Below are 22,629 nucleotides of genomic sequence, written 5' to 3' on the forward strand. Positions count from 1 at the left end.
CCACCAGGAAGAAACGACAACATTGATCACGCTCTCGGTCGTCGTGCCCATCCGGGACGGCGAGCGCTTCATCGCCGACGCGCTCACCTCGCTGTCCCGCAACGCGCGGGGCGACTTCGAGTTCATCATCGTGAACGACGGGTCCGTGGACGCCACGGGCGACATCATCGACGACTTCATCGGTGAGCTGCCCGGGCTGGTCGTGATCCGCAACCCCGCGCCGGTGGGGCTGGCGGACGCGCGCAACACGGGCCTGTCGGCCGCGACCGGCCGGTACGTCACGTTCATGGACGGCGACGACTGGCTGGCCCCCGGCTACCTGGCGCGGCTCGTCGAGGCGATCGACGGGCTCGGCTGCGACTTCGTGCGCGTCGACCACGTGCAGGTGGAGGGCCGTAAACGGGTCGTGCACCGGGCACCGCTGTCCGCGCCGAGGGGCACGGTGCTGGTCCCCCGCGACGCCATCCTGCCGGCCGAGGTGCGGACCATGGTGGACTACCCGTACGCCTGGGCCGGCGTCTACAGGCGTTCCCTGGGCGACCTGCTGCACTTCCCCGGCTCCCTGCACACCGCCGAGGACCGGCCGTGGATCTGGCGGCTGCACAGGGAGGCCGCCACGTTCGCGGTGGCGTCGCTGGCCGGGGTGTTCTACCGGCGCATGGTGTCGGGGTCGCTGACCCAGGTGGGCGACGAGCGCCAGCTCCACTTCTTCGACGCGTTCGAGCTGGTCTTCAAGGACCTGGAGCCGGAGTTCCTGCCCAAGGCCGCACGGAACTTCTGCGCGCTGCTCGCCCACCACCTGGAGATCGGCGACCGGCTCACGCCGGCGCTGCGCGCCCGCTTCGAGGAGCGCGGCGCGCAGATGGTGCGGGCGCTGCCGCCGGAGCTGGTGGCCGAGTCGGTGTCGCGGATGTCCGTCGAACGCGAGACCACCCTGCGGGCCCTGGTGCCCGACCTGCCCCCCAGCCCGCACGTCCGGGTCCGCCGCGACCGGGAGGAGTCCTAAAGGTGAAGGTCTTCTACGCCTCGACGCTGTTCGGGGCGATGTCGCTCGCGGCCGCCATCGACGAGGGCCGCTTCGGCGACGGCCGCCGCGTCCTGATCGTCTCGAACAACGCGGCCATCCCCGAGGTGGCGACCCCGCTGGACAGGACGCCCGGCTTCGCCGCCCTGCGCTCCCGCTTCGAGGAGGTGCACTCGTGGAACGAGCTGATCGCGCCGCTGCACCCCTCCGACTGGCGGGCCCGCGTCATCGAGGTGCCGATGATGGAGCGCCTCATCCGCTCCCACTGGCAGCTGGACGGGGTCGAGGAGCTGGTGCTGGAGTCGATCGCGGTGCCTCCGGCGCGCACGATCGCGGGCCTGGTGCGCGACTGCCCGATCTCGGTCTACTCCGACGGCCTGATGAGCTACGGCCCGACCCGCGACCCGCTGCCCGCGGAGATCTTCCGCCGCATCGAGCGGCTGATCCACCTCGACCTGGTGCCGGGGCTGAAGCCGCTGCTGCTCAGCGAGTACGGCGTCACCCCCGAGATCCTGCCCGACGAGCGGTTCCTGTCGATCGTGCACGAGGTCACCGCCACGGCGCCCGACATGATGGCCGGGCAGGCGATCATCCTCGGCCAGTACCTGTCGGCGCTGGAGCTGCTCACGCCGGAGGAGGAGGCCGGCCTGCACGAGACCATGCTCAGGGCCCTGGTCGCCCGCGGCTGCACCGACGTGGTGTTCAAGCCGCACCCGGCCGCCGGCCGCCGGCACGCCCAGCTCCTGCGCGCCGCCGCCGCGCCCCTGGGGGTGCGGCTGTCGGTGGCCGGGGAGAGCGTGCCCGCCGAGGTGTGCTTCGCGGCGCTGCGGCCCGAGCTGGTGGTGGGCTGCTTCTCCACGGGGCTGGTGACCGCGCAGCGCTACTTCGGGCTGCAGGTGGCCTCGTACGGCACGGACCTGGTGCTGGAGCGGCTGGCCCCGTACGAGAACAGCAACCGCATCCCGGCCACCATCGTCGACGCCATGCTCCCCAGGCTGTCGCCCGAGGGGCACATCGAGCGCCCGCCGGTCACGGACCTGCAGGCGCTCGTGCGTTCCGTCGGCTACTGCATGCAGGCCGAGACCTACCCCGGCCTGCGGCCGGACAGCATCGACTTCGACCCGCGCTACTTCAAGCGCAAGCGCCTGGAGACGCTGGGCTTCGTCTCGGGAGGCAAGCCCAGCGCGTTCACCAGGATCCGCAGGAAGATCAGGTCAGCGATCTGAGGTAGCGGCGCATGCGGCGCTTGGCCCGGTAGCCCACCCGCAACATCTTGGGCGGCACCTCCACGCGGAGCCGGGCCCGGCGCCGTCCCGCCGCGTGTTCCGGCCCGTCGAGCAGCGACCTGGCGGGCACGCGCGGCCGGGAGACGACCAGCCCGCTCAGCAGCCCCGCCCAGTCGTTGCGCGCGGCCGGGTGGAAGTAGTTGGCCGCGCACCAGGCCCCGGAGGCCTCGCGGAACTCGCCCGCCGCCAGCTCCTCCAGCGTGCCCAGCAGGTCGCTGCCCTCGAACACCAGGTTGATCATCTCGGCGCTGACGCCGAAGTCGCGCAGCACCAGCGACGGCACGCCCATCGCGATGGCCTCCAGCGCCGCCGTCGAGCTCACCGTCACGAACCCGGCCGCCCGCTGGAGCTGGTCCTGCATCGAACCGGCCTCGAACGCCAGCCGCCCCGGCTCACCCAGCTCCCGCCACAGCCGCTGGTAGTGGAAGCGCTCGTTGTGGGTCTGCCGCTCGTCCTCCAGCGCGCGCAGCTTGACCACCACGTCGAGGTCGGGGCGGCGCGCGGCCAGCTCGGCCAGCGACAGCAGGATGCGCTCGCGCTCCTCCCGCCCTCGCGGCACCTTGGCCTGCGTGGCGAACACCACCCGGTTGCCGCCCCGCGCGGCCGGCTCGGGCCGCAGGAACGGCAGCCGGGCCAGGCCCACCGCCCCTCCCCCGCCGAGCCTGGAGGCGATCTCGGAGAACTCGGCCACCTCCCGCTCGCTGTGCACCACGAACAGGTCGCAGCCGCTGCGGAACAGCCACGCCTTCTCCGTCGCCGGCACCGAGATGCCGGGCAGCCCGCTGACGAACACCGGCCGCGGCCGCAGGTCGTTCAGCACCTCTGCCACCAGCACGTCCACCACGGGGCCCGTGCAGGCCACGACGATCACGTCGGGCCTGGTCCGCTCGGCCAGCCGCCGCACGGACCGCGCGGACAGCACGGGCGGCGGGCCGCCCGCCCGGCCGTTGACCGCCGCGGCGATCTGCTCCGGCGAGGGGGCGATCGGCGTGCGCACCACGGCCAGCTCCGTCACGCAGCCCGCAGGCAGGTCACCGAGCAGGCAGGCCGCCCATTTCAGATACGAGTCGGAGTCGGCGACCGCCAACACTTTCAACTGGACACTCCGGTCAAATGCGATCGCAGGGCGGGGGCCGCCCTGCTGGTCCACCAGTCATCGGGAACGTCCACGGGCTCGACGGCGACGCCGCGCGGGCTGAGCAGCACCCGCAGCGAGGTGATCGCGGTCGAGGGAAGGCTGAGCACGCGCTGGCCCGGGTCCAGGCCGCGCAGCGTCAGCTCGGCGGGCGCGCCGGCGTCGTGGACGGTGATGCCGGGGCGCTCCCGGATCAGGGCGACGTCCACGGGGTCCTCGCGGCGGTGCGGGTAGTACGCCAGCGGCTCGCGCGCGGCCAGGTCGGTCAGCCAGCGCAGGTAGTGGTCGCGGTGCACGAGGCCGTTGCGCACTAGGGAGGTGCCGAGCACGACCGTGCGTTCGGCGGGGCCCTCGGCGCTGGGCGGCTGGGCCCGCAGCCAGGCGAAGTCGTGGCGGACGAGGTCGACGCCCGCCCGGCGGACGGCCGCCTCCAGCTTGTCGTCCACGCTCAGGGCGGTGAAGACGGACACCTTGCTCAGGCGCAGCCGCAGCGCCGCCGCCAGGCCGAGCGCGGCGCGCAGCCTGGTGCGGTTGGCGCGGGCGCGCAGCAGCGGCCGGTACGGGCCCGCGGCGAGCAGTTCGAGCAGCCGCAGCGTGGCCAGCCCGTCGTCGACGATGACGATGCGGCCCGGCATGGAGGTGAGCCAGCGCAGCTGCACCTTGCCGGAGAAGGCGTCCCCGACGGCCTGCACGCGCCTGGGCATGCGCTCGCGCGGCTCGGCCAGCACCAGCCCGTCGGGCAGCCCCAGGGAGCGCAGCTCGCGGCGCGTGGCCTTCAGCGGGCGCAGCCCCGCCCGGGGCACGACAGCCGTCTCGGGGCCGAGAAGCCCGGCGTGGTGGGCCTCGACGGCGCACAGCATCTGGAGCGGGGACTCCACCCAGGCCGACGCCTGTTCGACCACTCGTTGCCCTCCCAGCGGGGTGATGGCGCGTTAACGACCGCTTCAAGCTAGCCCCACCGCCTTAAGCCCTCAGAAACGCGGCGTGAACAATGGAGGGTATGAATTCGCTCATGCTCAACACCGACGGCGTGCAGATCCCGCAGCTCGGGTACGGCGTCTGGCAGGTCCCGGCCGAGGAGGCCGAGCAGGCGGTCGCCACCGCACTCCAGGCCGGCTACCGGCACGTCGACACCGCCGCCGCCTACGGCAACGAGGAGGGCGTGGGGCGGGCCGTGCGCGGGAGCGGGCTGCCGCGCGAGAAGGTGTTCGTGACCACGAAGCTGTGGAACGGCGACCACGGCCGCGCCGAGGCCGCCTTCGACGAGAGCCTGGCCAGGCTGGGCCTGGACCACATAGACCTCTTCCTGATCCACTGGCCGGTGCCGCAGCAGGACAGGTACGTGCAGGCGTGGAAGGCGATGGAGAAGATCTACCGTGACGGCCGGGTCAGGGCCATCGGGGTCTCCAACTTCACGGTGGACACGCTCACCCGGCTCATGGACGAGACCGGCATCACGCCCTCCATCAACCAGATCGAGCTCCACCCGTACCTGCAGCAGCGCCAGATGCGGGCCTTCCACGAGGCCAACGGCATCCTGACCGAGGCCTGGAGCCCGCTGGGGCAGGGCAAGGGGCTGCTGTCGGACCCGGCGCTGGCGGTGCTGTCGGAGAAGTACGGCAGGACGCCCGCGCAGATCGTGCTGCGCTGGCATCTGCAGCTCGGGAACGTGGTGATCCCGAAGTCCGTCACGCCCGCGCGGATCAAGGAGAACATCGGCGTGTTCGATTTCATCCTCGACACCGAGGACATGTCGGCCATCGGCGCCCTGAACAAGGGGCAGCGGCTCGGGCCGGACCCCGACACGTTCAACATGACGTAAAGTGACTGGCGTGACATTTGTGGCATCCCGCCATTAATGACATATCCCCCCATAACCCTTCCTTTACCTCCCCTATAACATCTCCGCGTGCGAGATTTCACTTGGGGAATTGCGGCGACCGGCGGCATCGCGCGTACGGTCGGGGCCGCCATCGCGGCCGAGCCCGGCATGCGGGTGGCAGCCGTCGGATCGCGGAGCCTGGCCCGGGCGCAGGCCCTGGCCGCCACGCTGGAGGCCGAGTCGGCGTACGGCTCCTACGAGCAGCTGTGCGCCGACCCGGGGGTGGACGCGATCTACGTGGCCACCCCGCACGCGCAGCACCTGCAGGTCGCCGAGCTGGCCATCGCCGCAGGTAAAGCCGTGCTCTGCGAGAAGCCGCTGGCGGCCACCGTGGACGACGCGGAGAAGATGGTGCGCCTGGCGCGCGAGGCGGGCGTGTTCCTCATGGAAGCCATGTGGATGCGGTTCAACCCGCTGGTCCAGCGCATCGCGGGCGATCCCCGCTTCGGCGAGCTGCGCTCGGTGCAGGCGTCGTTCGGCTTCGCGGCGCCCTACGACCCGGCCCACCGGCTGTGGGCGCCGGAGCTGGGCGGCGGGGCCCTGCTCGACCTGGGGATCTACCCGTTCGGGCTGGCCCAGCTCCTCCTGGGCATGCCCGCTGACCTGCGCATCACGGGCTCCCTGGCCCCGAGCGGGGTGGATGCGGAGGCGGCCGGCGTATTGCTCTACCCCGGCGGCAGACACGCTCTCGTGGCGACCTCATTGCTCGGGAATTACCCGAACACGGCCTGTGTTGTAGGTACTCGGATGCGGGCGGACCTCCAGGCGCCGTTCTGGGCTCCGCAGCGGATCGTTCTCACCGGGCCCTCCATGGAGCCGGAAGAGCATGTGCTCGATCCGGCGGACAACGGATACGCCGGAGAGCTTCGCGAAGTCCGCGCCGCCACGGCCGAAGGCAGGACCGAATCCTCGATCATGCCGCTTGACGAATCCCTTGCCATGCTGGGGCTTCTGGCCGACGCTCGCAGGCAGTTTGCCTAGCTGGGCTTTTATGGATTTGTAATCCTCTTGCCTCATGTATTACCTTATGGGGCATCTTGAGGCATACGCCCGGTTTGTCCGGCTATGTCAGACCATCGCACGACACATCGCAGGATCGTCCTGCGACCGCTGAATCCGCCTCAGGGCGGAACCGGGGACCCATGTCTTTGGGGCGAATCGGCACTCCGGTGCCGTAGGGCAGCTTCCACGCCCGAGCCCGTCAGCTAACCCGGTAAGCGGCATGGAAGCAAGGAGCACCTCCCTCGATGGCCAAGCACCGCATTACCGCTGTCTCGAAGAGCAACATCGCCCGCGCCGCCCTCGGCGCCACCGTCATCGCCTCGGCCCTCGGCGTCAACGCCATGACGGCCAACGCCGACACCGCCACGGGCGTCGCCGCGGCCACCGCCGCCAGGCACCCTGACACCGCCATCGCCGCCCACAAGGCCGGCGCGGCGGACGACCGCGCCGAGACCAAGATCAACGTCACTGCCGCCCAGGTCCTGGCCATGGCCAGGGCTCAGGTCGGCACCTCGGAGAACGCCGCCGGCGGCGGCACCAAGTTCCAGCAGTGGTACGCCGGCTCCCAGCGCGCCGCCGAGACCGTCGCCCGCGACGGCGGCAACCGCGCCGCGTACCTGAACGCCGCCTGGTGCTCGATGTTCGTCTCCTGGGTCGGCGAGCAGACCGGCGCCCGCCCGCAGGTCGGCTGGGACGCCTACACCGTCGCCCACGCCAAGTGGTTCGCCGCCAACGACCGCTGGGGCACCGTCGCCAAGCCCGGCGCCGTCGTGTTCTTCGCCTGGGACGGCGGCAAGAGCCTGAGCGACATCCAGCACGTCGGGTTCGTCGTGAAGGACAACCAGAACGGCACCATCTCGACGATCGAGGGCAACACCGGCAACGGCCGGGTCGAGGAGCGCATCCGTCCGAAGTCGCAGGTCGTCGGCTACGGCTACCCGCAGTACGCCTCCTGACGGAACGTTCCAGGCCGAGAGATCGCTCTTTGCCTTCCATGTGACGCGACGAGCGCGCGTCCCCACCGAGGGGACGCGCGCTCGTCGCGTTCCGGGGTTCTGTCGGACCGGCTCGCTACCTTGCCTCTTCATCCGCTTCCCTCACCCCCGGGAGCCCGCATGGGAGCCAAGACCGGCGACCTCGCCTACGCCACCAGCTTCCCCGGCGCCGAGCTCATCTGCTGCGCGCACTTTATGATCGACAATCCGTCGCGGCTCCCCGCCCACCTCGTCGAGGCGGGGCAGGGGCCGCAGGCTCGTGCTGCACGCCATGCACAGCGTCGTCGACTGGCTCGCCTTCGCCGTCTGGGAGGACGGCCGCCTCGTCCGCTCGCTCAGCCTGTCCCCGGGCAACGGCATCATCGAGGACATCGGCGAGCCGTACCCGTTCGAGCTGCCCTACTGGAACGGCGAACATCCGGTCCCGTCCACGCCCGGCCGGCCGGACGAGGGCCCGTACCCGCTGCCCGCTGGAGCTGGGCGAGGACGCGCTGCGCGAGCTGCTCGGCTTCACCGTCGAAGGCTCGGTCGAGCCCGGCGCGACGTGGACGCGGAGGCCGTGGAGCTGCTCGGCTTCACCGTCATCGACCCGGACGGGCCGACGCCGGAGGAGCGGCGCGCGGAGTTCGAGGCCGTCGTTGCGCGGATGGGCGAGCCCAGGATGTTCACCTACCGGCCCGACGGTTCCGTCAGGGAGGTCAGCCTGGACCTGGGCTGACGGGCCGTTCAGCCACGCGAACCGGACGACCGGCCCCACGTCCGGTCGAGGAAGGCGGCGATGAGCGGCGCGATCTCCGCCAGGTGAGTCTCCAGCGCGAAGTGCCCGGTGGGGAACAGGTGGAGCTCGGCGCCGGCCACATCCCGCAGGTAGGCACGGGCGCCGGGTTCGGGGAAGAACGGGTCGTCGCGGCCCCACGCGATGAGCGTGGGCGGGGTGTGGGCGCGCAGCCACGCCTGCCAGATCTCGTACCGCGCCACGTTGGAGTGGTAGTCGAAGGCCAGCGCTACCTGGGCCTCCTTGCGCCCCGGCAGGTCGAGGAAGTGCTGGTCGAGCGTCCAGCCGTCCGGGGCGATCACGGCGGGGTCGGGGACGCCGGTCTCGTACTGGCCGCGGGTGCCGTCCAGGGTGAGCAGGTCGCGGATCGTCCGCTCGGCGCCCGGTGTTTCGGGGCGCAGCGCGACGAAGTCGCGGGCCGCGTCGGACAGGCCCTCGCGGTAGGCGTTGCCGTTCTGGACCACGAGCCCCGCGATCCACTCCGGGTGCCGCTCGGCCAGGCGGAAGCCGACAGGCGCGCCGAAGTCGAACATGTACATCACGAAGCGTGTCAGACCGAGCCGCCGCACGAACCCTTCGGTGACGTCGGCGAGCCGGTCGAAGCTGTAGGTGAAGCCGGGCGGCGCCTGCGTGTGGCCGAAGCCGGGATAGTCCGGGGCGATCAGCCGGTAGCGGGCGCCGAGGGTGTCCATGAGGCGGCGGAACTGGTGCGAGGCGGACGGGAAACCGTGCAGGAGCAGCAGCACGGGGGCGTCGGCACGGTCGGGGTGCGACTCGCGGTAGAAGACGCGGACGCCGTCGACGTCGAGGTGGCGGTGGCTGACGCGGGCGATCGAGGCAAGCATTTCTAATTCCTTCTGGCGCAGTTGATGCATTAGGTATAGCGGCCGGGCGTCTAATGGGTCAAGAGGCGGATGTACCATTAGATGTATGAGTGAGCTCGGTCCGCTGACCGGGGAGCCGCTGGCTCTGGACCTGGTCAATACCCGGACGGCCGGTGGTGATCTGCTGACCACGCCCGCGGAGCTGCGGGCCTGGCTACGGCTCCAGGCTGACCGGCTCCCCCTGCCTGAGGTCCTGACCGAGGCCGACGTGATCGCCGTGCGGCGGGTCCGCGAGCATGTCGCCCGTGCCCTCGACCGGGCACGGCGCGGCGATGAGCCCCTGGCGGCCGATCTGGGAGCGCTCAACCGCGCCCAGCGCGCCGCGCCCGCCGTCACCGAGCTGTCCTGGAACGGCCAGGCCGTCACCGCGGCCCGCCGCCGCGTCACCGGCTCGGCCGGGGAGCGGCTGGCGGCGTGGCTGGCGGAGGCCGCCGCCGAGCTGCTGGCCGATCCGGCCGTCACCAGGGTGCGCGAGTGCGAGGCGGACGACTGCGTGATGGTGTTCCTGCCCGCCCATCCGCGCCGCCGCTGGTGCTCGGCCGCGCGCTGCGGGAACCGGGTCCGCGTCGCCCGCCACTACCAGCGCCACAAGCCGCCCGCCTGACGACCATCCGGACGGCCGCTCTGACGCCCGCTCAGGTGGCCGCTCAGATGGCCGCAATGGGCGGCTGCTCAGGTGGTGAACGCGTCGCGCTGGATGGTGTACAGGTCGGCGTACGGGCCGGGACGGGCGACGAGGTCGGCGTGGGTGCCCTGCTGGACGACGCGGCCGGCGTCGAGGACGACGATCAGGTCCGCCGTCCGCACCGTGGGGAAGCGGTGGGTGATCAGGAGGGTGACGGCGCCGGGGTGACGGCGGGCGGCCTCGGCGTAGCGGGCGAAGACGGCGCTCTCCGCCGGCGCGTCGAGCGAGGCCGTGGGCTCGTCCAGGACGAGGAGGAGCGGGGAGCGGCGCATCGAGGCGCGTGCCAGGGCGAGCTGCTGCCACTGCCCACCCGACAGGCGGTGGCCGCGCTCGAAGGTGTCGCCCAGCTCGGTGGACAGGCCGTCGGGCAGGGCCGCGACCAGGCCGGTGGCGCCCGCGCTGGCCAGGGCCGCCGCCACGGCGCGCCGGTCGCCGAGGCGAGGCAGGTCACCCACGCCGACCGTCTCGGCGGCGGCCAGCTCGAAGCGCGCCAGGTCCTGGAAGACGGCGCTGATGCGCTGCCGCCACGCCCGGGGTGTCAGGACGTGGAGGGGGACGCCGTCCGCCAGGATCTCGCCCCGGTCGGGGTGGTAGAGGGCGCACAGGAGCTTGGCCAGGGTGGTCTTGCCCGAGCCGTGCGATCCGACCAGGGCGACCGTGGCGCCCGCGGGCAGGTGCAGGTCGAGGTCGTGCAGGACCTGGCGGCTGGTGCCGGGGTAGGTGAAGGACACCTGGCGCAGGGTGATGCCGCCGGCGAGCCGCTCCGGCGGGGTGTGGAGGCGCGATCGGTGATCGGCGTTCCGGCCGGGCGGGGGCTGCCCGGTGCTCTCGTGCGGGACAGCCAGGCGGGCGCAGCCGCGAGGCCGGGCCAGGCGGGCGTAGTCGCGGAGCCAGGCCAGGCGGGCGTAGTCGCGGAGCCAGGCCAGGCGGGCGTAGTCGCGGAGCCAGGCCAGGCGGGCGTAGTCGCGGAGCCAGGCCAGGCGGGCGTAGTCGCGGAGCCAGGCCAGGCGGGCGGCGGCGCGCAGGCCCGCCGCGACCGAGCCGGCGTGGAACGCGAGCCGCGACGCCTGCGTGACGAACTGCACGCCGACCGTGGCCACCAGCACGATGTCCCCCGCCGTGGCCGCCCCCTGCCGCGCCAGCCAGGCGGTGTGGCCGAGCGCGCCGACGTACCCGGCCAGGAACGTGGCCGAGCCGGCGAAGGTGAGCAGCCCCGCCCGGATCCCGGCCCGCGTCTGGACGGCCGACACCTCCTCCCAGCGCCGGACGGCCATCCCGTCCAGGGCGGACGCGGCTGCGCTGAGGCGGACCTCCTTGGCGGGCTCCGCGCCCGTGACCGTCTCCGAAAGCTGCTGCTCCAGCCGGGTGGTCTCGGCGGTGCGTTCGGCGGCGGCGTCGAGATGGCGTGCGGCGCGGCCCCGTACGAGCAGCGACGGCAGGACGGCGCTCCCGAGCACGAGCGGCAGCAGCGGATGCACGGCGGCCATCAGCGCCACGCCCAGCCCGATCTGCACCGCGTGCTCCGCCACCAGTGCCAGCGCCCACACCGCGAAGTAGAGCTGCATGCTCTCCTCGCGCAGGGTCTGCAACCGGTCGAGGTAGGCCGGGCGCTCCAGGTGCTCGACCGTGGGGACGCCGGAGGTGAGCGTGAGGATCTCCTCCTGGACGGCCACGCCCATCCGCTCGGCCAGCTCCTGCATCAGGGCCAGCTCGGCCCGCCCCAGCGCGACGCCCGCCGCCAGCGCGCCTCCCGCCGCCAGCGCCCACAGCGCCGCCTGGACCGGACGGCCGGCGGTGGCGGTGTCGGTCAGCTCCCGCAGGAAGACGCCCACCAGGCCGTGGCTGACCGCGCCCGACAGGAGGAACGCGGCCAGGACGAGCCCGGCCCGCGGGTCCGTCCGCCAGGCCAGGAGCAGCAAGGTACGCAGGGTGCCCCACGATCCTCCGCCGGGCTCCCGGGCCGGATCGGGGGGCCGCCGCGCGCCCTCCGGGGCGCCGGTCATCGGTCGTCCCTGGCGATCAGGTCCGCCTGGAGGCGGTACCAGCGCGCGTAGTGCCCGCCGGCGCTCATCAGCTCGATGTGGCTGCCCTGCTCGATGATCGCGCCGCCCTCCAGGACCACGATCCGGTCGGCCCGCCGGACCGTGGCGAAGCGATGCGAGATGAGCACCAGGGTGCGCCCCCGGGTGCCGTCCAGGAGCCGCTCGAAGACCTCCCGCTCGGCGCGGGCGTCCAGGTGGGCGGTGGGCTCGTCCACGATCAGGGCGCGGTGGCGGCCCGCGTTCATGGCGTACACGGCCCGCGCCAGGGCCACCTTCTGCCACTGACCGCCCGACAGGTCGCTGCCGCCGGTGAAGGCGCGCGACAGCGGCGTGCCGAGGCCCTCAGGAAGGACGTCCAGCAGGTCGAGGGCGTCGACCGCCTCCAGCGCCGCGAGCACGTCGGCGTCCGTCCCCTCGAACGCCGGGTCCCCGAGGCGGATGTTGTCACGCAGCGGGAGCGGGTAACGCACGAAGTCCTGGAACACCACGGCCGCCGGGCCCGTGGCGGCGGTGCCGAGCCGCGGGGTGTAGAGGCCGGTGAGCAGCTTGGCCAGGGTGGTCTTGCCGGCGCCGTTGCGGCCGACGATCGCCAGCCGCTCCCCCGGCCGCACCCGCAGGTCCAGGCCGTCCAGGACGGGGCCGGAGGCGTCGGGGTAGGCGAAGGTCACGCCGGTGAGCTCGATGCCGCCGCGCCCGGGAGGCGGCGGAGCGGGCACAGGCTCCAGGAGGCGGGTGACGGCGCGGAACGGCTCGGCGCCGTGGGCGATGTCGAACATCTGGTGGCCGCCCGCCCCGTACGCGAAGACCAGCAGGGCGGCCACCACGCACTGCGCCAGCGCCCCCGCCTCCAGCCACCCCTCCCCGGCCTGCCGGCCCAGCACGGCGAACGTGCCGCACGCGGCGACCGCCTGCGTCCCCAGCACCCATCCGTACCCCCTGACCACGGCCCGCCGCCCGCGCGCCTGCGGGGCGAGGTAGGCGCGCATCGCCGTCACGTAACGCCCGACGAAGAACGACTCCAGCCCGAAGACGCGGATCTCCTTGGCGGCGCCACCCGGCCCGCCCGCCACCCCGGCCAGGTAGTCGGCCCGCCGCCGGCGCCGCGCCTGATCCGGGCTGTCGGCCAGCGACTCCACTCCCCCGGGACCGACCAGCATGGCCTCGATGCGCCGGTTCTGGGCCAGCGCGAGCACGAGCGCGGCTCCTCCCAGCCACCACACGTGCACCGACAGGACGACCGCGCCCAGCGCCGCCGAGGCCAGCCGGCCCAGCTCGCCCGCCGCGGCCACCGCCGCCGACCCCGCCGTCCGGCCCCGGTGCCCGTGGAGCGCCAGCCGCACGTCGGCCTGCACCCGCGGGCTCTCCAGGCGCTCCAGCGGCATGGCTACCGTCGCGGCGCGGACGCGCTCCCGCAGCACCCCGTCGATGCGGCGGGCCATCGCGGCTCCGGCCGGTTCGCGCAACGCCGTGCAGAGCTCCTGCGCGAGCAGCACCCCCAGTAACCCGGCCAGCGGAACGAGCCCGCCGCCGGAGGTCAGCAGGCCGAGCGGGACGGTGCTGAGCGGGCCCAGCACCGCCGCACCCGCCACGAGCACCGCGAACGGCACCACCCGCCGCACCCCGGCGAGCGGCAGCAAAGCCATCAATCCAATGTGACCACATCGGCCTGCCATGCACGCGACCGTAACCCGGCTCCCCCGCACAGGTCAAACCAATGTGATCACATCGGACAAGCTGCTCTCAGTCGCGGAACAATCTGGCCGGCGCCACGGCCGGGGTCGTTCTCCATGGGGATGTGACCCGCCCCCCGGGATGCGCACCAGCCGCGTGTTCGGCATCTCCGCGGCGAACCGCCCGGCGTACCGCACCTCCTGGGAAGGTGTCCGCCGGCCTGCACACCGCGCACCTCAGCACGCACGACATGGCCGGCGTGCCGCCGGCCGGCGACCCGCTCGCCGCCAGGACGGCCGTGCGCCTGTCCGACCTGGCCGGACAGCCGTGCGCCTGTCCGACCTGGCCGGACAGCCGTGCGACTGTCCGATCCGGCCGGACGGCTGTTCATCCTGACCACCGCCGGCTGCCGGCCACTGATCACGGACGCGATGCCGGCCGGCCGCCTTTACATTGTAGATCTCATCTGAGGGCGCCCCGAGGCCGGGCGCCGGAGGGGCCACGGGCAGGCGGCCCGGTGCGCCCGATCACGCGCAGCCCAGCTTCCTGGCGGCATCCGACAGGCGGGAGAACGCCTCCCGCACCTCGTGCGGCACCTGGTCGGGGGGTGGGGGCCTGCCAGGCGGCGAGCTCGTCGCGCAGGCGCTGGGCCAGGGCCGTCCTGCGGGACTCGCCGCGCCGGTGGTTGGCCAGGACGCGCCTGGCCACGCCGTACAGCCAGGGCCTGGCCTGATCGCCGCGCGGCACGTCGCCGAGCCGCCGCCAGACCGTCGTGAACGTCTCCGCGATGACGTCGGCGGTGTCGTCGGAGCGGTCGGTGCGCCGGTGGACGTAGGCGGAGACGGCCCCGTAGTGCTCCGTGTAGAGCTCCTCGAAGCGCCGCCGTCGGCTGCTCCCACGTCGTCTTCCTTCTGATCCGAAAATCTCACATGAGGGTAGATGTCCGGCTCTATCGGGATGTGACAGGCGGGGTTGACGGACGGCTTCTCCCGGGTCAGTCTCGACTTCAGACCGTACAGAATCATCGTCTTGGGGGCAGACGAGTGGAGAACGGGCATTGCATGACGAGCTGACCCGTGTCGTCGTCATGGTGGAGGGATCGCTGCTTCAGGCAGTGGCGTTCGGGGGACTCCTGCGGGAGATCTCCTCGGATCTGCGCGTGCTCACCGTGGTGCGCCGGCTCGACGAGTACCGCCGTGCGGTGGAGGCGCGCGTTCCGGACATCGCGCTGCTCGACGTGCGTTCGCTGCACCCGATGCTGATCAAGGTCGTCCGGCGGCTGCGGGAGACGGTGCCGACGGTGAAGATCGTGCTGGTGGTGGGCGTCATCGACCCGGGCGGCGCGCGGGAGGTGATGCGGCTGGGGGTGAGCGGGCTCTTCTCCGGCGAGGCCGACCCGCGGGGCCTGTTACGCGGGCTCAAGGTGATCGGCGCCGGCGACGTCGTGATGGACGGGGTCGCCTCCGGCCTGGTCTTCCGTGAGCCCGGCGGGGCCGCGCCCGAACTGACCGCGCACGAGCTGAGGATCCTGCGGCTGGTCGCGCGGGGCATGCGCAACGACGAGATCGCCCGGCAGCTCGCGATCAGCCAGTCGACGCTGAAGCGCAACCTCAAGCCGATCCTGACCAAGCTCGACGCCACCGACAGGGCGGGCGCGCTGCTGGCGGCCGCCAAGGCCGGCCTCCTCTGACACCGGATGGGGCCGCTCCCGGCACGGCCCGTGCCGGGAGCGGCGTGCGGGTCAGCCCCGCTCCGTACCCACCTCCACCCTGGCGTGCGCCTCCCCGGGAATCGGGCGCCGCACGGTCACCTGGATGTCGTACTCGCCGACCATCGGCACCGCCACCTCGGCCGCGTACCAGCCGGTCTTCCCCGGCACCTCGGTCATCGTGATCGGCCCCGTGCGATGGGCCATCGGCATCGCGACCATGTCGGCGTACATGGCCACGCTCGCGCGCCCGATCGGGTCGTAGGTCCTGGTGCTGACCTGGGCCTCCACCCTGACCTTGAGATCACCGAGGTGGCGGGCGGCGACGTGCACGGCCGGGACGCCCGCCGGCGCGGAGGCGGCCGGACTCGGCCCGGCTCCGGCGGGAGGCGGGGCGGCGGGGACCGGGTCCGTCACAGCGAACGCCAGCGCCGCGATCAGCGTGGCCACCGTCAGCCCCGAACCGGCGCCGACCAGGAAGCCGACGCGGAACGCGCGGGTGCGGGTCTGCCCGGCCGGGTCCGGCCTGGCGGGCCGGGCCCGCTTCGTCGTCTTCGTCATCGCCATCGGGCGCTCCTACTCTGCTCGCGATCGCGTGGCCCTGCCGTCCGCACCCGCCGTGCCCATCCGCATCCGCCGTGCCGTTGCCCCGGCGGCGCCGTTGGTCCCGGCGGTGCCGTTCGCACCCGCCGTGCCGTCGGCGCCCGCCGTCCCCTCCGCCGCCCTGCCGGGCGCCGTGCCGAACGGATGGTCCGGCAGCTCGATGAGGTCCGGCTGCTTGGCGCCGAGGACGCGGAGGATGCCCCACTGCCCGCCCGTGAGGTGGCGGGCCAGCGTCCCCGAGCGGTACAGGTAGTCGCCCGGGATGCCGGCGGGACCGCCGGCGCCGCCCGTCACGGCGGGATCGAGGTGGATGTTGTAGGCCACGCCCGGGTTGAACTGGCCCTGGAAGGCCGCGATCTGCGACTGCGGATCGTCCGGGGAGCGGCGCCAGGTGTGCCCGTGCAGGGCGAAGCCCGTCGAGCGGGGGTCGCCGACCACCTGCGCCACTCGCAGCCGTACCGGGTCCTTGGGGTAGGCCCGGAACAGCGGGGTCGCCGGGTCGCCGTGCACCGTGCTGGAGAAGATCTTCGCCAGATCCTGGTGGGCGGCGTACCGGTGGCTCCACGGCTCGTTGCTGTAGTTGATCGCGAACTCGCCCTGGTCCTCGGGGTCGTCGGCCTCGCGGCTCGGGGTGAGGGCCAGGTCGACGTTGTCGGGCACCGGCTGGTCGTCGGCGACGTTGCCGTTGGTGTCCTTGCGGAACAGCGACAGGTCGCTGTTCATGAGGATGACGTGCTCGCGGAAGTCCTTGCCGCTGGGGTCCACGATCACGGCGTCCACGCCGCTCTTCAGGTCGGCGCCGGTCCTCGGGTCCTTGTACGTCGATCCCTTCGGCTCGATCACCAGGCCGCCGAACAGGCCGCGGTGGCCGTGGCCGAGCGGGTCGGCGTAGTCCTGGAGCACCCCGAGGCCCGTCGCGCCGTCCTCCTCCGGCGCGTACCAGCGCAGCAGGCGCGACTGGCCCACGTCCACGAGCGTGTCCGGGGAGTTCCAGCCGACGTTGGACCCCGCGCCCTGGACGTGGTAATCGACCATGGCCGGTCGCAGGCCGACCTTTGCGCTGACCGGCATCGGTTTGAAGCCGGGCACGTTGTGCTCGTTCCTGGGCGGCTGGTCCAGGCACCCCGGCAGCGCGAAGCCGCCCTGGGACGGGTCGCGGAAGCCGAGCTGGCCGGGCTCCGTCCCCTCGAAGCAGTGGGGCTGCATCTTGGCCCGGTCGAGCTGGTTCTTCAGGGTGATCTCGATGCAGTCGCCGGCGTTCGCCCGGATGACCAGCGGCTCCGGCTTCCTGGTGCCGGCCTTGACGGCCGCGACGTCCTCCTCCAGCGCGTACATCGCGCCGCGCGGATCGTGGTCACCGGCCTTGTTGTAGGTGATGTCGTGGTTGAAGGCGACCACGGTGTACCTCTTGATCGGCGCCGTGATAGTGCCGTCGGAGGCCTGCGGGCAGGGGTTGTTCTCGCCGACCGCCGGTAGCCTGGCCGCCTGCCCATCGACCCGGACGGGGCCGGGATTGGCGCAGGGCGGCGGGTCGCTGCCGGGCAGGAGCTGGAGCCTGCCGGTGTAGGACTGGGCGCCGTTGCACCCGCGCACCTCCAGGATCCCCCAGGTGCCCAGGAACCAGTCGTCGGCGCCGCCGTAGTTGTAGAGGTAGGAGCGTACGAAGAACGGATCCATCGGGCTGGGCAGCTCGTAGCCCATGTCCAGGCGCATCTCGAAGTACTCCAGCATGCCGATGTGCTGCGCCTGCACCAGGGGGGACTGCGGGTCGTTGGGCTCGTGTCTCCACCGGAACCTGTCCAGGTTGAACCCGTGGGATTCCTCCTGCGAGAGCTGGAACAGCCGCCACTTGACCTTGTCGCCCTCGTACGCCCGGGGGATCGGGGTGTTGGGCAGGCTCTCCGCCCGGAACATGCCCGCCGGGTCGAAGGCACGCCAGCGCTCGAACGGCTCAAGACGGTAGTTGATGCCCATCACGCCCTGGTCGTCGGCGCTGGAGGGGAACTTGGCCGGGAAGATCGGCACGCCTTCCGGGGTGACGAACCGGTCGTCGTTGGGGTCGCTCGCATCGGGGGATTTGAACATCGGCACGTGGTCCTCGATGAAGAGCGAGAAGTTCCGGTAGGACTCCCCATCGGTGGGCTTGCCGTGGTAGTCGGTCGTGGGGGTGCACCGCACGTCGACGATGGTGCCGATGCTGACCTGCGCGCCCGACTCCGAGTCGTGGAACGTGCAGCCGGGCGGATGGATGGTGGCCCCGCCGAACAGGCCGTTGTCCTGGTGCACGTTGGGGAAGAAGTGGTCGTGGAAGGAGTTCGTCGCCGTGTCGGCGTGGACGAAGTCCCTGTAGGTGTACTCCTTGTTGGGGGCGGCGGCGTCGGCGCCCTGGTCGTAGTTCCAGCCGTTGGCCGCGCCGTCGGAGGACAGCACGTCGAACTGGACCATGTGCTGGTGGATGCCGACCTCGTTGGTGATCTGCCGGCGGTCGAACACCGTGCCGCCGAAATCGGCCGGCAGGTCGTTGCGCAGGTGGTAGACGACGCAGTCACCCACGTTGAGCAGTGGTGAGAAGGGCTCCGGTTTCTCGCCGTTCCTGATCGCGGTGACCTTGGCGTCCCGTTCGGCCGAGGTCGTGCCACCGACGTAGATGCGGCTCTGCGGGTTGTTCCAGTTGAGGGCGCCACCGGTGTAGCTCTGTTTGAGCTGGATGGCCGAGACGTGGAACGTCTTGACCGGGATCGGCTTGCCGTCGGAGCGCGCGGCCGGGCACGGGTCCTGGAAGAACCCGCCGGGCACCTGACCGCGGTCGTCGGCGGCGCGGATCTCGGCCGCGGTGGGCGGGAACGCGGCGCCGGTCTTCCGCTCGGCGACCGACAGCGGCGCCTTCGGCCCCTTGAAGCCGAACTTGCCCGGGATGAAGTGCGGGAATCCCGGCTCGTCCGCCGTGGGCGCCGGCGGCGCCGGATGGTCGGCGAGCGGGATGAGCCGGGGGATCTGCGTGGTGTCGGGGTTGCGGCGGGTGCCGTCCTCGAGCTTGTCGAACGTGCGGTTCAGCCCCCACATGCCGTTGGCGAAGTGCGGATACAGATGGCAGTGGAAGATGATGTCGCCGAAGGTCGCCGGCTTGCCGTCGTGGGCGCTGCCCGCGCCGCCCTCCATGATCAGCGAGTAGTGCGAGCCTGGGCTGACCGCCTGCACGTCCAGCGCGTTGGTGACCGCGATGTGGTGCGTGGCCTTGCTGATCTCGTCGAGGCCGCCCTCGTCCCTGGGGTCGAACGGCCACCGGTTGACGTGCTGGTGGAACGTGTGCGTCTCGAACTCGGCCGGATGGATCAGCCGGAACTGCGTCGGCTCGCCCCGGTAGCTCGGGAAGACCAGGTCGCCGCCGCCCGGATCGCCGAACGGCCAGGACGACAGGCTCGTCTCCTCGCCGATGCACTCGGCGGCGTTGAACCCCTGCGCGGCCCGGGTGGCGGCGGGGCAGCCCACCTCCTCCCGGTTGAACCCCGGCTCGGCGCGGTAGTTGAACGCGAACCACTCCAGCTTCACGGGCACCTCGCCCTGCACGAGCGCGTCGGCGTCGCCGCCCGACAGGTCCGGCAGCGTGCCGGCCTTCAGCTTGGCCAGCTCCGCCGCGGTCGGCTCGACGCAGCTCCCGCTCTCCCCTTCCTCGTCGCGGCACAGCCGCGTCAGGATGCCCGGCTGCGCCTCCACCTCGTCGTGCATGAACACGACCTGCTCGCGGAAGTCCTTGCCGTTCGGGTTCTGGATGACGGCCCGGGTGCCGGACTTGAGCGGCTGACCGGTCGAGGAGTCGATCCAGGAGGCGCCCGGCGGCTCCACCATGATCGCGCCGAAGGCGCCGAAGGCGTGCGAGCCGATGAAGTTGCCCGCGCCGGTCTGGTGCGAGCTCATGTCGGCGCCGTCCTTGAACTGGAACTCCCCCTCCACGCCGGCGAACAGCCGGTAGGCCACCGACGTGCCCGGCGCGGCCGTGGACGCCGCGTTGTTGCCGACGGCCGTGCCGTCCGAGGTGGTCACGTCGTAGGTCAGCCCGTCGAAGTGCATCGAGGCGTGCGGCGCCTTCGAGGTGTCGAACTGCACCTTGCGCGCCGACTTGGACGGGGCGAACTGGCGCTTGGCCGTGGTGACCGCGCCCGGGGTGGCGACGAGTGTCTCGCCCGGCAGCGTGAAGACCGACTCGCCGGGGTCGAACTCCAGGTCGGGGGCGGGCTCGTGCAGCCTGTTGGTGAAGTTGACCGCCACGCAGTCGCCCTTGTTGACCCGCAGGGTGAGCGGTTCGACGAGGTCACGCTGGGCGAACGGGTCGGCGGCCTTCTTGAACGTGGACCGTACGGCGGCGATGTTCTCGTCCAGGACGTACATGCGTCCTTCGGGGACGACGTCACCGAAGCGGTTGAGGAAGAGCGGGATGTTGATCAGGGACACGTCGAACGTCCTGACCGGGGCGCTCGACGTGCAGGGATCGGCCGCCGCGGCGGCGGGGGCCCGTTCGGCCAGCGCCGTGCTGAAGCTCCACATCCCCCCTCCGACCGCGATCAGCCACGCCGTGGCCACCGCTCCCAGGAGCAGACGCAGCCCGATGCCGCGGCGTCCGATCCTGATGAGCACCACGGCGAGGGCGATTCCCGCCAAGCCGACCGTGGACAGGTCGGCCACCGCATGGGAACCCACCATGCGCTCCTTTCGCTGAGGGGTGCAGGGGACTGGGCGTGAGGGCCGCCCCCAGTACCGCCCGCGCGGCGGGACGCGGGCAACGACGCGGGCGCAACCTGACCCTCCAGGTCCACAAGACGGCCCGCCCGTTCGGCCGGGGTGACCGGGCGGGACCACCGCGGCGAGCCGGATCGGTCACGGGGCGCCGGGGCCGGGTGGCCGCCGAGGGCGGCACTCCAGTACGTTCTGGGCGGCATCGCGGCCGGTTTTCCGGGGCGTGTCGATCCGCGCCACAGTTGTCCGACGCATCGGTGAGAGCCGGTACGAACCGAAGGAGACACGACACCGATGAAGTTCATGATCGTGGGCAAGGCGAGCGCCGAGACCGAGGCCGGGGTGCTGCCCAGCCAGGAGCTGGTCGACAACATGCACGCCTACAACGAGTCGCTGGCCAAGGCCGGGGTGCTGCTGGCGGGCGAGGGGCTCTACCCCAGCTCGTACGGCGCGCAGATCGCCTACAGCGGCGGCAGGGCGAGCGTGATCGACGGGCCCTTCACCGAGGCCAAGGAGCTGATCGCCGGATTCTGGCTGGTCCAGGTCAAGTCGCGGGAGGAGGCCATCGAGTGGGCCCTGCGGGTGCCCGTGCCGCCGGGGCACGACGGGGTCGGGCTGGACGTGTGGCGGGTGTTCGACGCCGCGGACGTGCCGGACGACACGCTGCCGCCGCAGGAGCGCGCCCGCGAGGAGGCCCTGCGCGAGCGCCTCGGCGTGGACGACTCGGACGCCTGACCCGCCTGCGCTTCACCGGCGACCCGGGCGGCTGACCAGGCGTGCCCGCCCGGGTTGCGTGGGCGCGCGCCCCACTGGTCTCATGGCCCGGTGACGGCTTCAGACACCCACCGTGCCATCGAGGCGGTATGGCGGATCGAGGCGGCCCGGCTCATCGCCGGGCTCGCCGGGCTCGTGCGCGACGTCGGCCTGGCCGAGGAGCTGGCGCAGGACGCGCTGGTCGCCGCCCTGGAGCAGTGGCCGGAGTCGGGCGTGCCGCGCAACCCGGGCGCGTGGCTGATGACGGTCTCCAAGCGCCGCGCCATCGACCTCATCCGCAGGAACGAACGCCTCCAGCGCAACCTCGTCGAGCTCGGCCACCGCCTCGACCTGGAGGAGGAGCTGCCCGAGGTCGACGAGATCGAGGACGACCTGCTGCGGCTGGTGTTCACCGCCTGTCACCCCGCGCTGTCGATGGAGGCCAGGGTGGCGCTGACGCTGCGCGTGCTCGGCGGCCTGACCACCGACGAGATCGCGCGGGCGTTCCTGGTCCCGGAGTCCACGGTGGCCCAGCGCATCGTGCGGGCCAAGCGCACGCTGGCCGACAAGCGCGTCCCGTTCGAGGTGCCGCAGGGGGCCGAGCTGGCCGGGCGCCTGTCGTCGGTGCTGGAGGTCATCTACCTGATCTTCAACGAGGGTTACTCGGCCACGGCCGGCGACGACTGGATGCGCCCCGGATTGTGCGAGGACGCGCTGCGGCTGGGCCGCGTGCTGGCCGGCCTGATGCCCAAGGAGCCCGAGGTACACGGCCTGGTCGCGCTGATGGAGATCCAGGCCTCGCGCTCGGCCGCCCGCGTGGGCCCGTCGGGCGAGCCGATCCTCCTGCTGGAGCAGAACCGGGCCCGCTGGGACCGCCTGCTCATCGGCCGCGGCCTGGCCGCGCTCGACCGCGCCGAGGAGCTGTCCGGCGCGCCGGGCCCGTACACGCTGCAGGCCGCCATCGCCGCCTGCCACGCCCGCGCCCTCACCCCCGGGGACACCGACTGGGCGCGGATCGCCGGGCTCTACGAGGCGCTGGCCAGGATGTCCCGCTCGCCCGTCGTGGAGCTCAACCGGGCGGTGGCCCTGTCGATGGCCTACGGCCCGGCGGCGGGGCTGGAGCTGCTGGACCAGATCGTGGCCGAGCCGTCGCTCCGGGGCTACCACCTGCTGCCCAGCGTACGGGGCGACCTGCTGTTCAAGCTGGGCCGGGTGGACGAGGCGCGGGCGGAGTTCGAGCGGGCGGCGGGGATGACGCGCAACGCCCGCGAGCGCGCGCTGCTGGAGGAGCGCGCCGCCGCCTGCCGCACCGGGTGAGCCTCAGGCCATGGGCGCCCGGGTGTCGCCGAAGGAGATGAACACGTCCACCGCGCCTACGGTACGGCCATCCGCGCGCCGCCGCGACCGGTGACCGGCCCTCGTGACCGGGGGAAAGGGGCGGCGGTGCGGGTGA

The 22,629-nt window shown here is 72.5% G+C and carries 18 protein-coding genes, 1 pseudogene and 1 riboswitch; of the genes and pseudogenes, 11 read left to right on the forward strand and 8 right to left on the reverse strand.

From position 1 onward, the window contains the following. Positions 1-22: 22 nt before the first annotated feature. Together ACBJ32_RS09615 and ACBJ32_RS09620 are read left to right on the forward strand one after the other, a co-directional pair. A complete protein-coding gene (locus ACBJ32_RS09615; protein WP_375126426.1) occupies positions 23-1,006 on the forward strand; it encodes a glycosyltransferase family 2 protein in 984 nt (327 codons plus the stop codon). A 2-nt stretch (positions 1,007-1,008) separates the two neighbouring features. Further along, on the forward strand, positions 1,009-2,250 hold the full coding sequence (locus tag ACBJ32_RS09620) for a polysialyltransferase family glycosyltransferase (RefSeq protein ID WP_375126427.1): 1,242 nt from the start codon (positions 1,009-1,011) through the stop codon (positions 2,248-2,250). On the opposite strand, the gene ACBJ32_RS09625 is transcribed toward ACBJ32_RS09620, so the two are convergent. Continuing rightward, on the reverse strand, positions 2,234-3,400 hold the full coding sequence (locus ACBJ32_RS09625; protein WP_375126944.1) for a DUF6716 putative glycosyltransferase: 1,167 nt from the start codon (positions 3,398-3,400) through the stop codon (positions 2,234-2,236). The genes ACBJ32_RS09620 and ACBJ32_RS09625 overlap by 17 nt on opposite strands. Before the next feature lie 2 nt (positions 3,401-3,402). Continuing rightward, positions 3,403-4,347, reverse strand: a complete 945-nt coding sequence (locus ACBJ32_RS09630; protein WP_357866615.1) for a hypothetical protein — start codon at positions 4,345-4,347, stop codon at positions 3,403-3,405. Between the two features lie 98 nt (positions 4,348-4,445). Here ACBJ32_RS09630 and ACBJ32_RS09635 point away from each other — a divergent pair, with 98 nt between their 5' ends. The 5 genes and pseudogenes from ACBJ32_RS09635 to ACBJ32_RS09655 all read left to right on the forward strand — a co-directional run bounded on the left by ACBJ32_RS09635 (position 4,446) and on the right by ACBJ32_RS09655 (position 8,042). After that, positions 4,446-5,267, forward strand: a complete 822-nt coding sequence (locus ACBJ32_RS09635) for an aldo/keto reductase (protein ID WP_357866613.1) — start codon at positions 4,446-4,448, stop codon at positions 5,265-5,267. Positions 5,268-5,354: 87 nt separating this feature from the next. Beyond that, positions 5,355-6,308 carry a Gfo/Idh/MocA family oxidoreductase gene (locus ACBJ32_RS09640; RefSeq protein ID WP_357866610.1) on the forward strand — a complete coding sequence of 318 codons (954 nt, stop codon included), beginning with the start codon at positions 5,355-5,357 and terminating at the stop codon, positions 6,306-6,308. A 117-nt stretch (positions 6,309-6,425) separates the two neighbouring features. Continuing rightward, a riboswitch (cyclic di-AMP (ydaO/yuaA leader) is annotated at positions 6,426-6,562 on the forward strand. A 12-nt stretch (positions 6,563-6,574) separates the two neighbouring features. Then, complete coding sequence (locus tag ACBJ32_RS09645) at positions 6,575-7,285, forward strand: CHAP domain-containing protein (RefSeq protein WP_375126428.1); 711 nt, start codon at positions 6,575-6,577, stop codon at positions 7,283-7,285. 159 nt (positions 7,286-7,444) lie between these two features. Continuing rightward, positions 7,445-7,534, forward strand: a pseudogene (locus ACBJ32_RS09650) (hypothetical protein); the annotation flags it as partial. Then, the gene (locus ACBJ32_RS09655) at positions 7,530-8,042 is read left to right on the forward strand and encodes a hypothetical protein (RefSeq protein WP_375126945.1); all 513 of its coding nucleotides are present in this window, start codon (positions 7,530-7,532) and stop codon (positions 8,040-8,042) included. The pseudogene ACBJ32_RS09650 and the gene ACBJ32_RS09655, both read left to right, overlap by 5 nt. A gap of 8 nt (positions 8,043-8,050) precedes the next feature. Here the strand turns inward: ACBJ32_RS09655 and ACBJ32_RS09660 are convergent, their stop codons facing one another. After that, positions 8,051-8,944, reverse strand: coding sequence for an alpha/beta fold hydrolase (locus ACBJ32_RS09660; RefSeq protein WP_375126429.1), 894 nt, complete (start codon positions 8,942-8,944; stop codon positions 8,051-8,053). A gap of 85 nt (positions 8,945-9,029) precedes the next feature. Here ACBJ32_RS09660 and ACBJ32_RS09665 point away from each other — a divergent pair, with 85 nt between their 5' ends. Continuing rightward, the gene (locus tag ACBJ32_RS09665) at positions 9,030-9,587 is read left to right on the forward strand and encodes a CGNR zinc finger domain-containing protein (RefSeq protein WP_375126430.1); all 558 of its coding nucleotides are present in this window, start codon (positions 9,030-9,032) and stop codon (positions 9,585-9,587) included. A gap of 68 nt (positions 9,588-9,655) precedes the next feature. Here ACBJ32_RS09665 and ACBJ32_RS09670 read toward each other — a convergent pair whose 3' ends face one another. From ACBJ32_RS09670 to ACBJ32_RS09680, 3 genes are all read right to left on the reverse strand, one after another. Continuing rightward, positions 9,656-11,671, reverse strand: coding sequence for an ATP-binding cassette domain-containing protein (locus ACBJ32_RS09670; protein ID WP_375126431.1), 2,016 nt, complete (start codon positions 11,669-11,671; stop codon positions 9,656-9,658). Continuing rightward, the gene (locus tag ACBJ32_RS09675; protein WP_375126432.1) at positions 11,668-13,353 is read right to left on the reverse strand and encodes an ATP-binding cassette domain-containing protein; all 1,686 of its coding nucleotides are present in this window, start codon (positions 13,351-13,353) and stop codon (positions 11,668-11,670) included. The genes ACBJ32_RS09670 and ACBJ32_RS09675 overlap by 4 nt, the downstream gene beginning before the upstream one ends. Before the next feature lie 490 nt (positions 13,354-13,843). Next, entirely contained in the window at positions 13,844-14,470 is a 627-nt protein-coding gene (locus ACBJ32_RS09680) for an RNA polymerase sigma factor (RefSeq protein ID WP_375126433.1), read from the reverse strand. Here ACBJ32_RS09680 and ACBJ32_RS09685 point away from each other — a divergent pair. Continuing rightward, positions 14,439-15,071, forward strand: coding sequence for a response regulator transcription factor (locus ACBJ32_RS09685; RefSeq protein WP_357866589.1), 633 nt, complete (start codon positions 14,439-14,441; stop codon positions 15,069-15,071). The two genes, ACBJ32_RS09680 and ACBJ32_RS09685, sit on opposite strands and share 32 nt — an antisense overlap. A gap of 51 nt (positions 15,072-15,122) precedes the next feature. On the opposite strand, the gene ACBJ32_RS09690 is transcribed toward ACBJ32_RS09685, so the two are convergent. Continuing rightward, positions 15,123-15,656 (reverse strand): FixH family protein, encoded by a 534-nt coding sequence (locus ACBJ32_RS09690; RefSeq protein ID WP_375126434.1) that lies wholly within the window; start codon positions 15,654-15,656, stop codon positions 15,123-15,125. Between the two features lie 9 nt (positions 15,657-15,665). Continuing rightward, positions 15,666-20,390: a hypothetical protein gene (locus tag ACBJ32_RS09695; RefSeq protein WP_375126435.1), complete on the reverse strand. Its 4,725-nt coding sequence runs from the start codon at positions 20,388-20,390 to the stop codon at positions 15,666-15,668. Between the two features lie 327 nt (positions 20,391-20,717). On the opposite strand from ACBJ32_RS09695, the gene ACBJ32_RS09700 reads away from it, so the two are divergent. Further along, complete coding sequence (locus ACBJ32_RS09700; protein WP_375126436.1) at positions 20,718-21,158, forward strand: YciI family protein; 441 nt, start codon at positions 20,718-20,720, stop codon at positions 21,156-21,158. Between the two features lie 90 nt (positions 21,159-21,248). Beyond that, a complete protein-coding gene (locus tag ACBJ32_RS09705; RefSeq protein WP_375126437.1) occupies positions 21,249-22,493 on the forward strand; it encodes an RNA polymerase sigma factor in 1,245 nt (414 codons plus the stop codon). The last annotated feature ends 136 nt before the right edge of the window (positions 22,494-22,629 follow it).

Origin of the sequence: Nonomuraea sp. GTA35 (assembly GCF_041950525.1) — a bacterium.
Taxonomy (GTDB): domain Bacteria; phylum Actinomycetota; class Actinomycetes; order Streptosporangiales; family Streptosporangiaceae; genus Nonomuraea.